This is a genomic window from Moritella yayanosii (assembly GCF_900465055.1).
In the GTDB taxonomy this organism is placed as follows: domain Bacteria; phylum Pseudomonadota; class Gammaproteobacteria; order Enterobacterales; family Moritellaceae; genus Moritella; species Moritella yayanosii.
Map to the genome: position 1 here is coordinate 1128477 of NZ_LS483250.1, position 14869 is coordinate 1143345.

General features: G+C 41.1%; 13 protein-coding genes. 4 read left to right on the forward strand and 9 right to left on the reverse strand.

All coding sequences use genetic code 11. The features are described 5' to 3' along the window. Nucleotides 1–74: 74 nt before the first annotated feature. On the reverse strand, nucleotides 75–698 hold the full coding sequence (locus MORIYA_RS05020; protein ID WP_112713229.1) for a TetR/AcrR family transcriptional regulator: 624 nt from the start codon (nucleotides 696–698) through the stop codon (nucleotides 75–77). Between the two features lie 333 nt (nucleotides 699–1031). Between MORIYA_RS05020 and MORIYA_RS05025 the strand changes: the two genes are divergently transcribed. Continuing rightward, the gene (locus MORIYA_RS05025) at nucleotides 1032–1949 is read left to right on the forward strand and encodes a DUF5692 family protein (protein ID WP_112713231.1); all 918 of its coding nucleotides are present in this window, start codon (nucleotides 1032–1034) and stop codon (nucleotides 1947–1949) included. 587 nt (nucleotides 1950–2536) lie between these two features. Further along, nucleotides 2537–2863 carry a hypothetical protein gene (locus MORIYA_RS05035; RefSeq protein WP_112713233.1) on the forward strand — a complete coding sequence of 109 codons (327 nt, stop codon included), beginning with the start codon at nucleotides 2537–2539 and terminating at the stop codon, nucleotides 2861–2863. Between the two features lie 5 nt (nucleotides 2864–2868). Here the strand turns inward: MORIYA_RS05035 and pepT are convergent, their stop codons facing one another. Continuing rightward, entirely contained in the window at nucleotides 2869–4095 is a 1227-nt protein-coding gene (pepT, locus tag MORIYA_RS05040) for a peptidase T (RefSeq protein ID WP_112713235.1), read from the reverse strand. A 192-nt stretch (nucleotides 4096–4287) separates the two neighbouring features. Between pepT and MORIYA_RS05045 the strand changes: the two genes are divergently transcribed. Then, a complete protein-coding gene (locus MORIYA_RS05045; protein WP_112713237.1) occupies nucleotides 4288–4707 on the forward strand; it encodes a 5'-phosphoribosylglycinamide transformylase in 420 nt (139 codons plus the stop codon). Between the two features lie 136 nt (nucleotides 4708–4843). Here MORIYA_RS05045 and MORIYA_RS05050 read toward each other — a convergent pair whose 3' ends face one another. Both MORIYA_RS05050 and MORIYA_RS05060 read right to left on the reverse strand, forming a co-directional pair. After that, the gene (locus tag MORIYA_RS05050) at nucleotides 4844–6043 is read right to left on the reverse strand and encodes a NupC/NupG family nucleoside CNT transporter (RefSeq protein ID WP_112713239.1); all 1200 of its coding nucleotides are present in this window, start codon (nucleotides 6041–6043) and stop codon (nucleotides 4844–4846) included. Nucleotides 6044–6259: 216 nt separating this feature from the next. Beyond that, the gene (locus tag MORIYA_RS05060; RefSeq protein WP_112713241.1) at nucleotides 6260–7198 is read right to left on the reverse strand and encodes a LysR family transcriptional regulator; all 939 of its coding nucleotides are present in this window, start codon (nucleotides 7196–7198) and stop codon (nucleotides 6260–6262) included. Between the two features lie 192 nt (nucleotides 7199–7390). Here MORIYA_RS05060 and MORIYA_RS05065 point away from each other — a divergent pair, with 192 nt between their 5' ends. Continuing rightward, the gene (locus tag MORIYA_RS05065; RefSeq protein ID WP_112713243.1) at nucleotides 7391–9070 is read left to right on the forward strand and encodes an AMP-binding protein; all 1680 of its coding nucleotides are present in this window, start codon (nucleotides 7391–7393) and stop codon (nucleotides 9068–9070) included. Between the two features lie 90 nt (nucleotides 9071–9160). Here MORIYA_RS05065 and MORIYA_RS05070 read toward each other — a convergent pair whose 3' ends face one another. The 5 genes from MORIYA_RS05070 to MORIYA_RS05090 form a co-directional block, all read right to left on the reverse strand. Next, on the reverse strand, nucleotides 9161–10534 hold the full coding sequence (locus tag MORIYA_RS05070) for a hypothetical protein (RefSeq protein ID WP_112713245.1): 1374 nt from the start codon (nucleotides 10532–10534) through the stop codon (nucleotides 9161–9163). 73 nt (nucleotides 10535–10607) lie between these two features. Next, nucleotides 10608–11801 carry a GGDEF domain-containing protein gene (locus MORIYA_RS05075; protein WP_112713247.1) on the reverse strand — a complete coding sequence of 398 codons (1194 nt, stop codon included), beginning with the start codon at nucleotides 11799–11801 and terminating at the stop codon, nucleotides 10608–10610. Nucleotides 11802–12031: 230 nt separating this feature from the next. Then, nucleotides 12032–12835 (reverse strand): phytanoyl-CoA dioxygenase family protein, encoded by an 804-nt coding sequence (locus tag MORIYA_RS05080; protein ID WP_112713249.1) that lies wholly within the window; start codon nucleotides 12833–12835, stop codon nucleotides 12032–12034. Nucleotides 12836–12996: 161 nt separating this feature from the next. Next, nucleotides 12997–13401 carry a YkgJ family cysteine cluster protein gene (locus MORIYA_RS05085; RefSeq protein WP_112713251.1) on the reverse strand — a complete coding sequence of 135 codons (405 nt, stop codon included), beginning with the start codon at nucleotides 13399–13401 and terminating at the stop codon, nucleotides 12997–12999. Between the two features lie 106 nt (nucleotides 13402–13507). Then, nucleotides 13508–14533, reverse strand: a complete 1026-nt coding sequence (locus tag MORIYA_RS05090; protein ID WP_112713253.1) for a DUF2157 domain-containing protein — start codon at nucleotides 14531–14533, stop codon at nucleotides 13508–13510. Nucleotides 14534–14869: the final 336 nt, after the last annotated feature.

Here is a 14869-nt window from a genome sequence, read left to right on the forward strand (position 1 = left end):
CGATTATGCGGCAGGCCAAAATATCAATGAGCTAGTAACGAGCATGAATGCTGTCGTCCTTATCCCCAAGCACTTTATTTAAGATCAATATACTTAGTTATACCCAAAGTAACTGTATCAACGTATATCTTTTTGAACTGTTCTGGCGTCCCTGCATCACTGGAAAAACACAAACGCATAACAGAACTAAATTGAATGCTCATTAACAGAATGAATTGCTTTAATTGCACTTCATCTTTCGGGGTAGCAAATTTGAGCACACTTTGATAAATTTTATCTGCTTTGATAGAGCTATCGAGCATAGCAAGGTTAATCAGTTCAATATCAACCGACTCAAACCAAATCTGACGTAATGCCGACTCATTTTTATGCAATAAATAAATATCATCAAAGTTATTATTCATCACGCTTTCCAGGTCTTCTATCGTATCCAGTGCCTGAATATGTTGATCAACGATAATATGGATTTTTTCCATAAAATGCTCGGCTAAAGAAAGGATAATCGTCTCTTTATCTGAAAAATATTGATAAATGGAGCCAGGAGAAGTGTTCGCACGTTTGGCGATATCGGAGATTTTAAGGTTCGCAATACCATTGTCCTCAATCAACCCTTTAACGGCCTCAAGGATAACCGCCACGCGTTCCTTACTGCGACTTTGACTCGGATTCCGGCGATTGGTGGCTTGTTTTAAATCCATCTGGATAAACTCTTATTCATAATTGGGGTATGTAATCGTCACATACTATCATATTGATCAACCTGATTCAGCCATCCTCAACACATCTAAACTAATTTCTTCTTTGCATAATTCCGTGATTTTACGCACAAAACAAAACATGAATCATATTTATGTTTTGACATACTACCTCGAAAGGGAGAATAATAAACATGAAACTAATTCACATTTTAAGCGTGTGAATTATCAGGCAACATGCAGTTTAATGCTCACTACCCGCTGTGAACTGGAACATCGCCAGTTTTTCACACAAAATTTTTCTACTTGATTAACATAAAATTAAGGAATGTATATATGTTTTTTTTTGAATCAATCCCTTGGTACAGCGTATTAGCTGGGGTTGGGGTGACACTCGCGTTGATCCTACTAAATGAGATCTCACGACGCAGCAAGTGGGCAGCAGGATTCTGCTTTTTGGTCCTACCGATACTGTTGACTATTTTCGTATGGCCAACAACAGCAGCCGAAGGCACCACTGTAGGTAGCTGGTTTGCTTGGGTTAAAGTCTACTCAGCATTAGCGGGTTGCCTTGGTTTTATGGCTCTGCGTTATATTAAAGGTGCAGTAAACAATAAATACCTGTTATTTTTCCCTGCATTTATTTTAGGTTTCAATATTTTTGAAGCCGTAATGCGTGAATTTCAGACTTCCGGTTTCAACGGTATGCACGATGGCATGATGATCATTGGTGGTAAATGGAACATACTTAATGGTATTGCCGGGATCTTAAACATCGTTACTATTTGTGGTTGGGTTGGTATCTATATCAGTAAAGACAAATACCAAGATATGGTATGGCCTGATATGCTTTGGTTCTGGATCATCGCTTATGACCTATGGAACTTTGCATACGTATACAACTGTGTACCCGATCATGCATTCTACGCTGGCCTGTGTCTGCTTCTGTCTTGTACTATTCCTGCATTCTTCATCAAAAAAGGTGCTTGGTTACAACACCGTGCCCACACACTCGGTTTCTGGATGATGTTTGTAATGACCTTCCCTGCGTTCGTTGATACAACCATGTTTGCGGTTAAATCGTCGCATAACACGAATGCAATGTGGTTAATTAGTATTATCAGTATTGTATTTAACATCGGCGTATTTGCGTACCAATTCCGTAAAATTCGCACACTTAAGCTTCGTCCGCTTAAAGATGAATTACACACAGATTTGAAAGTTTATCAAGAAGTTGCTGCAACAAATAATTAAACATAAAATCAATAGATGTTATCTATATAACCAAAAGCCTCACTCTTGTGAGGTTTTTTTGGCGTAATGCTGATTCATTTTTATACAGTAAGTAAATATCATCGAAATTCTGGCTAAGGACGGATTCTAAATACTTGTGTTTCTTTCAGGCATACCTAGTCTAATGACTTTATTGAGCGTTTTATACCGTTACATCGCAGTTTCCGATAACGATCTATCGTGATAACCAGTATCAGCTGCCCATTTTTCAGGTAATGGCCAGAGATTATCCCCATTTGGGCGGCTCGATTGGCATAACGAGATACCACTGAAAGGGAAATAGATAAACTTTTAGCGACTTGACGATGGCTCAGTGAAAAAGCGATCTCCATGAATGTTATTAGCTGATCTTGATCGGGGTTATTGGGTGATCTCCATGCTGGTTAATATGCCCCCCACGATTGAGTGTTACCTGGCAAATATACAAATCACAGATCATGACTTATGCTTAAAACAAGTTTGAATTAAATATAGCTAATTTGAATGCCAAGCTGTTTACAGTTTACGGATGAATCAGTCTTCAGTGAGCGGTAATTGGAGGTCGATTTATGCTGGAAGGTAATTTCATTGCGGTAAAATCAGAACTGTTAATCAGGCATATTCATCAATTTATGAACCACAAGGTCAATTACAGCATACTAACCGATTATATTTGGGAAATATTACAAGATTGGCAACGATTACACATTGTCGACAACAACATCGCAAGCCCAAAAGAACAAGTATTCTGGTACTTACTCTTTGAGCTACAAATTCAAGATGAAGTATCGTTATTGCACGATAAAGAGCTCAATGCCAAACTCGATCATTGCATACTATTTTTACAAGGGCAGCTTGATATGCCTGACGACTGTATTGGTATCAGGCCCAATTAGTTAAATTACTGATATTTCTTTGCCGTTAGCTCCGCGAGTCTGACAATAACTCGCACCGATTTCTCCATGCCTTCTACAGTGATAAACTCATGGATACCATGGAAGTTATAACCCCCAGTGAAAATATTTGGGCAAGGTAATCCCATAAAGGATAATCGTGCGCCATCAGTGCCACCACGAATAGGTTTAATGTCAGGTTGTATATCGCACTCAATCATCGCCTGCTTCGCGAGTTCAATGATATGTGTGTGAGGCTCTACCATTTCACGCATGTTGTTATAACTATCGCTTAGTATAACCTCTACGCGTTCACAACCCAGTACCGCATTTAACTCTGTGACCTTTTGTTGCATAAATGCTTTACGCTGTGCTAATCCAGCGCTATCAAAGTCACGAATAATATAACTTAAGGTGGTTTTGGCGACACTGGTTTGCATTGAATTTAAGTGATAGAAACCTTCGTAGCCGGCTGTGCATTCTGGCGTTTCATCCGCAGGCATCATCGCTTGGAACTTGGCAGCAATGCCCATGCTATTAACCATCTTATCTTTTGCAGACCCAGGGTGGACGTTAACACCATGACAAATTACAGTTGCAGCACTGGCATTGAAATTTTCAAACTCTAACTCACCAACAGGACCACCATCGACAGTATACGCCCACTGTGCATTAAAGCCTTCAACGTCAAACAGATCCGCACCGCGACCAATCTCTTCATCTGGGGTAAAGCCAATACAAATGTCGCCATGTTTGATATCAGGATTCGCTTGTAAATACGCCATAGCAGTCATGATCTCAGCAATCCCGGCTTTGTTATCCCCACCCAGTAATGTTGAACCATCCGTAGTAATAAGCGTATCGCCATGTAACTGGTTAAGTTCTGGATACATCACTGGTGATAACACCTCACCATGGCCTAAACTAATATCACCACCTTGATAATTGTTGATGATTTGTGGATTAACATCTTTACCCGATGCATCAGGCGCGGTGTCCATATGGGCAATAAAACCGATTGCTGGAACCGTTGTGCTAATATTACTCGGCAGGCGTGCCGTTAAATAACCATTACCATCGAGTTTTACGTCATCTAAATTTAAAGACATTAACTCTTGCTGTAGTTGTTTCGCGAAGACAGTTTGACCCGGCGTACTTGGACAAGTGGCAAGGGTATGATCGGACTGGGTATCAAAACTTACATAACGTAAAAATCGTGCTATCAATGTAGTCATAATAAAGCCTTAATTAGTAAGTAAATAGGTAGTTATGATGTATGGCTATTATGCATAATAAAAAGTGATGAGACGTTGTTCTTAATCACAAATAGGTATTTAATTTCACTTTATGGAAGTTAACAAGCACAAAACCCTGCATACACTCAAGCTACTTGGGTATATATCTCAGTCATAGTGAAGAGGTTTAGAATGCGACATACCATTGTACAATGGCCTATATTATTCCGTTACTGTCTGCTGTTTATTTTTATCTCGGTATTTTCCACCGCTATAATCTTGCTGACTTTCACTCAAGATTGGCGGGTTATGTTTGACCTAAGAATACAAATGATCGCACTTAAACTGGCGTTTATTGCGGTTATTTATATTGCCTTCCCCTTTTTACTGGTGCGTTTTTGTTATTACTTCTACCAATTAATTAGCCACGGCAGAAAGGAAGGTATTTCACTGTTTTGCTATCAAACCTTATTTAACCCTATCAATTTTATATTTCGACCTAGCTTGCTCACCTCAGGGGGACTTATTCACCGCCGTCGCTGTATTATCTCAATCATTCTCTTAGGTTGTTTATACAGTTCAATTTTTGCCATGGGTGAAATGATAACGTAAACAGTTGAAGTGATTTTAGTTAATAGCTAAGTACCTTGACGTATTTAGATCAAAAAAGGCTAACAAGTTATTACTCGTTAGCCTTTTTACATCTTTAATTGCAGTTAATTATTGTATCTATACTTTTAACGATTAACTACAAGCTTAAAATAACACCAGCAATCGCAGCGCTCATCAAGTTAGCCAGCACACCAGCGAAGATCGCGCGGAAACCATGCTTAGCGATGAATTGACGACGTTCTGGGAGCATGCTGCCTAAACCACCGATTAAGATAGCCATGGTGCTGATATTAGCAAAACCACATAACGCAAACGTGATAATCGCTTGTGAATGTTCACTTAACTGATCTTTAACTTCCATCAACTGAATAAACGCCACAAACTCATTAACCACGATCTTACTTCCAATCAACGAGCCCGCTACAATCGCTTCATCCCACGGCACACCAATCAGCCAAGCAACCGGCGCAAACACATACCCTAAAATGATTTCAAAACTTAACGTCAGATCAAACCAATTACCGATACCGCCTAACATGCCATTGAGTAACGCGATAACACCGACAAAGGCTAACAAAGTCGCGCCAATCGCAGTAGCCATGCTTAAGCCTGCCATCGCACCGTCAGCAAGCGCTTCTACCACATTGGTGGCACGCGGTAATTCTACTTTGGTGATCTCGTCTGCGCTAATTTCATTTTTTGATGGTGGGAACAAAAACTTCGCCATCAGTAAACCAGCAGGTGCCGACATAAATGACGCCGCAACAAGAAACTTAATGTCAACACCAATCATGGCGTAACCCACTAAGGTACCACCAGCAACCGAAGCAAGACCACAAGTCATCACCGCAAAAAACTGCGAATCGCTCATGCCTTTCAAATACGGTTTCACCACTAAAGGCGCTTCAATCATACCCACGAAGATGTTTGCCGTCGCCGCCAACGATTCCGCGCGACCCGTGCCTAATAACTTCTGCAAGCCACCACCCACAATATTAATGACTTTAGGCATAAAACCAATATGATACAGCGCCGAAATTAACGCCGAGAAAAACACAATAATACCTAATACATTGATAGCAAATACAAAGCCACCCTGAACTAAATTGCCAAATAAGAACGAGATACCTTCCTGACCATAATCAATCACGTTTGATACACCCGCACTAAAACCACTTAACGCGTCTTTGCCTGCTGGAAAATATAATACGATGAAAGCAAACGTGATCTGCAAGGTAAACGCAAGCGAGACGGTTCTTAGCGGGATATTACCGCGATCGTTAGAAAATAAATACGCCGTTAATAGGATCACTATTATGCCTAAAATAGATATCATGGAACAAACCTGTTTAATGATTAAATTATAAAGACGCGTATTGTAGTTCGCGCCATTTTTACAGCAAGTCCAGTAAGTTGCTTGCTTGTTACAATTAGAGCCAACAGGTTTGTCGTGAAAGCCAGTTACTTGTTTTATAACGAATCCATAAGGATGTTTACGGCATTATTTCCATCTGGAAATAATATTTCCGCATGAGAAGATAAGTTGTCAGTGCTAGATTTTAATCTGTGACTTTAATTGCCGATCCCAGTATGAAGGTTGACCAATATAATCTTTGAAAAAGGTGATCGCCGCGCTGATCTTCTTGGGTAAATGCTTACGGCTAGGATATACGGCATAAAACTGCATGCTTTGGCTCGCTTGCCATTCCGGTAACAGTTGTATTAATTTACCCGTTCTAAATTCATCGGTTAGCAAGTACGTTGCTAAGTAAGCAATGCCCCACCCTGATACAGCAGCATCGCGGATCGCTTCGGCTAAATCAACACGGTAATTACCATTCACGTTTATGTATAACGCGTCATCGCCTTGTTTAAATGACCACAAGCCATAGTTACGCTCACGGCTTTGGTAAATAAGGCAGTTATGATTCACAAGGTCTTGTGGATGTAATGGCGCTGAGTGGTGCATCAAATAATCCGGTGACGCCGCAAGCACAAAACAGGTATCGGCCAAATGCTGAGCCACATAACCTTCGGGAATATCTTCAATGTTGGTCAACCACAAATCTAAACCATCATCAATCATATTGGTTTTATAGTCGAACAGACTGACTTCGACATGCAGGTCTGGGTGCAGTTTACGAAACTGTTCAATCGCCGGAATGATATGGATAGTGCCAAATGACTGCGAGACACCTAACCGCAGAATACCGGCCACTTCATCTTGTAGATTCGTCATCATCACATCCGCATTTTGCACACTGCTTACAACCTCCGCACAATACCCCGCAAACTGTTGCCCTGCATCTGTTAAGGTAAAACTGCGGGTTGAACGCTGAACCAGCTTAACGTTTAAATCAGCTTCCAAACATTTGAGTTGTTTACTGACATGAGAAACCGACACACTGAGTGTATGCGCTGCAGAGGTAAAACTTCCGGTTTGCACTAAGATATGAAAAAGAGCCATTTGGCTAGCGCGATCTTGAATCAAATGAAAAATACCGAGTAACGTCCGTTCCGTGTGACTAGGTAATAAAAATAAACACCGTTATTGATGTTGAATGCCGGCAAGTGTATACAAAAATCAATAGGCAATAAAGCGCTAAGCTATGATTATTATCAACTAATTATTAAGCCAGTTATAAGATAATATGCTAAACAACACTCTACAGAGAATTTTAACATGGAAAAACCGTGGTTGAAAAACTACCCTAGCGATGTGCCAGAGTTCATTGATTTAGCACAATATGACAGCGTTTTAGATATCGTCGAACAAAGCTGCGAAACACACGCAGATTCAATCGCCTTTTTAAACATGGGTGCAACACTCACCTTTCGCCAACTTGAACAACAAAGTCGTGCTTTTGCTGCTTATTTACAACACGAACTAAAAATGCAACCGGGTGACCGTTGCGCTATTATGATGCCTAATTTATTACAATATCCTATTGCGCTATTTGGCATACTCCGCGCGGGGCTGATTGCCGTTAATGTTAACCCGCTTTATACCCAACGCGAATTACAGCATCAACTCGCCGATTCAGGCGCCAGGATGATTGTCGCTATCAGCAATTTTGGCGCGACCCTCGAAAAAGTGTTACCGCAAACCAGTATTGAGCATGTGATCATGACTCACATAGGCGATCTATTACCGCAGCCTAAACGCACCTTGGTTAACTTTGCGATTAAATACGTGAAAAAAATGATCCCGGCTTTTCACATTGAAAATGCCATCTCAATACGTAAGGTACTCGCTGCTGGGCGTAAATTATCTTATCACCGCCCAGCCTGTAAACCGGAAGACATTGCCTACCTGCAATATACTGGTGGTACAACCGGTATTGCCAAAGGGGCCATGTTAACGCATCGCAATATTGTCGCTAACGTATTGCAAGTTTACGGACAGTTCTCTCCCCGAACACTCTTGTCCAAGGACTATGTTGTTACGCCTTTGCCGCTTTATCATATCTTTGCTAACTCGGTAAGCCTGATGTTTATTATGATGATCGGCGGACGTAATTTATTAATTACTAACCCGAGAGACATGGACAGCTTTATCAAAGAGCTACAAGGTTACCCTTTCACTATCTTTTTCGGGTTAAATACCTTGTTCAGCGGTATGCTAAAGAATGAAAAATTCCGCGCTTTAGATTTTAGCAATGCCCGTTTCACCATCGCTGGCGGCATGCCTACCCAAGAAGACGTGGCCAAAGAATGGCAAGCAGTCACCGGCATGCCGGTTGTTGAAGGTTATGGATTAACTGAATGTTCACCTGTTGTTTGCAGTGGTATTCACACACAACAAAAATATACAGCAGGGATTGGCGTCCCCTTACCCTCAACAGAAATGCGCGTTGTTAATGATGATCACCAAGCATTAGGCATAAACGTCGTTGGCGAATTACAAGTACGCGGTCCACAGGTAATGGCTGGCTATTGGAAACAAGCAGAGGCCACCGCTGAATCTATTGATGCAGATGGTTGGTTCTCGACAGGTGATATGGCACGTATGGACAAAGATGGTTACTTCTTTATTGTCGATCGTAAAAAAGACATGATTTTAGTGTCTGGCTTTAATGTTTACTCCGTCGAAATTGAAGAAATACTGCTATTACATCCCGACATTGAAGAGGCCGCTGTGATAGGTCTGCCACATGCAGTGACCGGCGAACGAGTTAAAGCCTTCATCTGTAGCAGCAATAAAACGCTGACCAGTAAAGAGGTACAAACCCACTGCCGTCGTTATTTAACCGCTTATAAAGTACCACGGGTTATTGAGTTTCGCGATGATCTGCCAAAGAGTTCGGTCGGCAAAGTGCTAAAGCGAGAGCTATTAACACCAGTAACAGATGAGCGTATATAACACTAGATTTATTGACTACATCTATTGAGTAAGCAACAGCAAAGCACGACAACAAGTACGGAGTGCTTTCTGGCTTACCGCTCAATGACATCACGGTTTATGCGTTAAAATACCACGCACATAACTGCGGGTATTAGCATTATGATCTAACATAAACTCAGCCAATAAGTTGGTCATGTTGGTCATACCCGCTTCACCGTGCTGCTCACGTATCATCTGCACAATCATTTTTATCTCTTTGCTACCATCAACTTCAAAGCTTGGGTCGCTTACTAGTTGCTCTGGTACCCAGCGTTCTAAGTAATCAGCAAGCTTGTCTGATTTGTCATAGGAATTTTTGGCAAATACTTCAACAAAGGTGTTGTCGGTATATTCAAGCACTGCAGTCTCCTGCGTTAACGCCTTAAATAGCGCGCTACTAAAGTCGTTATTTTCATACGCTTGCTTGGTAACAATTGCTTGGAACGCTTCTAATACCAAATGACGATTAGAAAGCAGCTGGATCGCATCAATCTTAGCTTGGGGGAAACCCATCATGTCTTTGGTATTGGTCCAGATACTCGATGCAGTACTCACACCAGGCTGCAATGTAGAATGGTATGACTGGGCAATATCACCAACATAATGCAAGCCCCACCCCATAAAACGCCAGCCCCAATAATCATGGCCAGTGCTAAAAGCATATTCAGATAACGCTTTGTACATATGCACACGGAAATCAGGGAAGGTATCACGTAAGAACGGTGCTAACCTAAATAACACACTTGATTCATGGTAGAAACCCATATGGAACGGCGCTTGCGTACCGTATTCCAACGCAGGGTTACCAAAGGCTTGGTTACCAAAACCATATAGTTTACCCGCGTCAGTATTGCTGTCTGCAAACAAACCAATATCTAAACCATTATCAGGGTCGTCGTTAGCCGATACTAATACCTCGATTGGCGTGACCAGATCACCACTTTTGACTTCCACAAAGGTCATCGAGTTATAATTATCGAGGTGAGTGAATACCGCAACCTCTGACGCATCCAGGCGACGACGGCCTTGCTTATCCTGCCCTGGTAATAACTGAATGTACGGATTAACACGGGCATTCGGGTTGATACGTATGGCGTGAATGAAACTTGTCAGTAAGTCTTGGCCAGCGGCGTCAAATGCTAATGCATCAGGACGCGGCTTATAATACGGGAAATTCTGACGTAACCAGTCTTCATTGGTTGCTAATAACGTTTCTAACCCGTGCGCCTCTGCTGTCACAAATTCAGCTAATGTTTCGACTTTAATAGGCGCTTGCGCTGCCACTTCTGGCATGGTGTTCAATATTGGATAGGTGATGAGGCTGTGTTCAGACCATGCATTGGCGTTACTCACCAGCATACTGCTACACAATAATGCGCCCAAGGTGACTTTAATCTGGCTTTTAAACTTGTTCTTATGTTTTAAAAAAGTCGGGATAAACATAACATTCCTTTGAAATCGACAATTAATACATATTAAGAATTGATTATAAATGATTTTTTGTCGAATAATTGTATCAACATAACGTAATACCGTTTTCAACCCGATCTCTTCCCTGCATTTTCGCTTGATAGAGTAAATCATCAACGCGTTTAAATAATTGCGCTATCGACTCATCTGCGATGTATTGAGTTACCCCGATACTAGTAGTAAATGTGACCTCTTGTTGTTCATCCGTCATCACTGACGATTTACGGATAGCCTCGGCAACACGTAACGCCACTTGAGTTGCTTGCGCTAATTCTAAATGCGGCATCACGACCAAAAATTCTTCGCCGCCAAAACGCGCAATAACGTCTGAATTTCTTAACTCTCGCTTTAGCAATGACGATACATTGACTAAAACATTATCTCCAACCATATGGCCGTAAGTATCATTAACACGTTTAAAATAATCTAAATCTAACATCATTACACTAAATGAGTCTTGCGCAGCATTACTGTTTATTGCTATCTCTGTTACTTGGCGCATCAATACGCGACGATTGATCAAGCCTGTTAGTGAATCGATTGTGGATTCGCGATAAAGTTTCATTAGCATGATCATCTGTCCAGATTGTAGCCATAAACAAATCCCGCCAAACAACACGAACAACCATAGTTTGTCGATAACTGCAGTATAATCTCCCGTGTATTGGATATACTCAAGTATTGCTAATGGCAATGCAATGACACTTAACAGCACAACACCTCCAGAGGTTGTCAATGGAAACAGACCGAGCATTGCGATTATTAAATACGGTGTAAGCGTAAAGGACAAGGGTATATCTCTGTAGGCCATTGTTTGAGTCAATAATAGCTCTGTTGCCGTATAAGATAATACCGGTAATAAAAATGAAAGTGTTAATACCACTCGAGTCATATTAACCGTACGGTAACGACGAATGAGTTGGTAAAGCCCAATAAGAACACCTGAGACTATTAACCGATTAACTAATAATAATTTAGCCTGGGCGCTGTCAAAGACAATAAAATCAAGTGAAGATGATGCTGGTACGCTAATAGCAAAAAATAAGCAGATTAATTTAAGGCGTTCGACAATATATTGGTTACGGGTTTGAATAAAGTCATTTGAATGATTATGTGTTGAAACGACGTCTTCAATGGTACTGTATTTTGTACAGAATGACTTGCCAGAATTGAGCAACTTTGGTGGTTTATTTACCTGCTGGCCACGATCATCATTTTCTGCGTACGATGAATTAGACATTACTTCTTCCTTGATATTATGCACAATTATTATGAATAATTATAAGCCAATGTCGATTTAAAGTTTTGATCTAGTTCAACAAATTCCCATGGTCAGGTACCACTGTACGCATCTAATGCGGCTTTATGTTTAGCGTCCGTTTTTACAGGCAGGCACGACAGTCTTGCGACGAAGTAACTATCGGCCCGCAACACTTGTGACAACTATCGTGACAACAAATGAGCCAACAATTAACACTGCGCCTTTAAGTCGAGCGTACTCATGAATAATCTCGGATCATCAATTTTATCGAGCATTGCAATGCTCGGTAAACACGCATCATCGACGTAGTCGGCAAAGTCACCCTCTGGGTCAAACACTAAGATATCCAAGGCTAATCTGTCCATGCCATATAAACCACGGTGGATCATATCTGCTGAAAAAACCAGTAAGTCGCCCGCAGCTAAGTTAATGACCAGACCGGTAGAGAGACTGTCGCTGCTCACTTTGCCTTTAATTTCCTGTCGTACATTAAACTCTTCTTCATTATCCCAGCGCTTATGCGTACCAGGGACGAGTTCCATGCCAAGTTCATCAAACAAAGGCACGCGAAGATGTACCACTTGTGTCTCCTGAACGGCTATTTTTTGCTGTTCAACCTCATGGTCGTATTGACAATCACGATGCCAAAAGTCTTTCTGTTGAGGATTAACAGGGTTGAAAAATAATTGGGTATTCATAAACGCGGGATTAGCCGGTATCACCGATTCGACCACATCCATCATTTTTTTGGAGCTGATAAAATTAAACAGCGTCAGCCTATCGTCGCACTCCAAATACTCAATACCGGTAATGACAGAAGAGTTGAACGCTTCTTCCCGATAGAATTCAGCGTTGTCTTCTTTCCACAACTCATGAAATTTCGATACCACTTCTCTCAGTGCTAAAATCTCAGCCGCATTAAAATAATTTCTAATTACAAAGTAACCTTGCTCGTCATATTCGCTATTCAATTGACTTCTATTACTGTCTTTAACACCCGTTACCTTTAACACCCATTACCTCTATTTTATAATAACAACCCGACTGCCGATACTTTGTTACAACCCTGACAAGAGTTAAAAATTGAGCCGAGTTCGTTGTAAGTTACTTCTTCAAGAATGAATTCCATTTCGTTTCCATATACATAACGTTTTAATTTTTTTAGTTACACCTACTACACCAACACCTGTCGTGTATTTCTGATGTAGTGATGGATCTGCCCTTCGACTTTAACGTCAATCATTTCATCTGGTCGGCGATCATTGGGACAAGGCATTTTCGGTGTGGTGCCAAACAGTCGGCAGATTAACGGTCGTTCCTCGTACACGGTGCAGCCTTTAGGACCGAGGTGTACGCAGTTATACTCATCTAATGCAGCTTCGTGCTCAGTGTCAGTTTTATAGGGCAGGCGCGACATTTCTTCTGCCGACGTCGTTACCGGTCCACAACAATCATGGCAACCCGGCGTACATTCAAACGTCGGGATCGCTTTGCGCAGGCGTGCAAGGTCCTCTTTATTATTATTGTTATTATTCTTGTTCTTTAACAATAATTTTATTTTTTCGTATTCCGAAACCATGATAGTTTTCTACCTAATGCCACTCGAAGATGACAATGCCTGTAAATTTACGGCGTATGTTAACATTTGTAAGCGTACCACGCCTTGATTTCCGACATCCTTCAGCTTACTTAGACGCTAATAGTTCACGTAATGATGTTGGTAATATACTTTGCGCTTTACTGGTAATACTTTGTTCATGTTTTTGCCAAAGGATCCCAAGATAAATAATGAATAACCCCAGCAGTGTTAATGAAATTGGAAATAACCAACTGTCTTTAAATATATCCGCCGCTAGATGACCAATGTAGCCAGTACAGCCTATCGCGCCGAACACAACAAACACTCGCCGAACAAGTAATACGCCCACAGCGATCATCAGTAGATTGATAGTAAAGTAAATAAATTTAGACAACTCGCTATCAGAATATTGCAGGGACATTCCGCACCAAAAGGCGAGCACCCCAAATAAATATATCCAGAATGCATAGTCAGCTGTGTGTCGAGATCTAATATCGATCCAAAAGGCTAAGGCAATCATGAGTAGTCCAGTGTACATAGACACGAGTTTCCTCAGCGCCCAATCAAAATCTCCGCCCGAAATCATGGCTGTAACATCCATGGTTAAATACCAGAGTGTCACCGCAATTGGCATCATTAAAAATGGATACTTATATTTCCAAACGAGAATAGCACCAACAGCTAACGTACTCAGTTCCATATACAACCAATGCCATTGGATATATCGGTGATAATCTCGATATACACTTTCATCTGGCCAAATACCCAATGCATGTTGTAATCCATATACCGCTAATGGGGTCAACGCAATAACAAAAGTGGCACATATTCCCGCAGGTATCGCATAGCCTTTGACTTGAAAGGTGTTGGTCAGTTTAAGTCCAACAACCGCATAAAATAAGGCGATAACAACAATACCGACGCCACCGAATGACTCCCAGCCTAAATTCATAAACAGCGTCATTGCACCGATTGCAATCAAACCGCCCACATAATAAAGAACATGGGTAAAATCAAACTTAGGCCCGGTATTAGGCTGCTTGTTGATGAATTCAATTAACTTCTCAGACTGTTCCAAAGATAAAATATTCGCTTTTACTGCGTCTTCAAGATTTTTCTTCGTTAAGTTCAATTTAGACTCCTTCCTATGACTTTATGCACAATACATTATCAATTTAAGGCAGCAAGGTAAACAGCCAGCGCTTATGCCGATCCAAACTCGAATAAACAGAACTCTGCTAGACTCACTGAGTACCGTTTAACTGCTATTTACGATCAAGTTTAAGGAACGAATTCAACTATGACCAAACTATTTCCCTCATTTATTATAGCCACATTCCGTTGTCTGACTAACGTCGTGTTAGCCGAAGGATGCTGTTAAAAATTGACTATAGCGGCGAACAAAACTTAAATGTTGATGTCTCACTCCGCGATGAATTCTTAAAGATATGAAGAGACAGGTAAACAC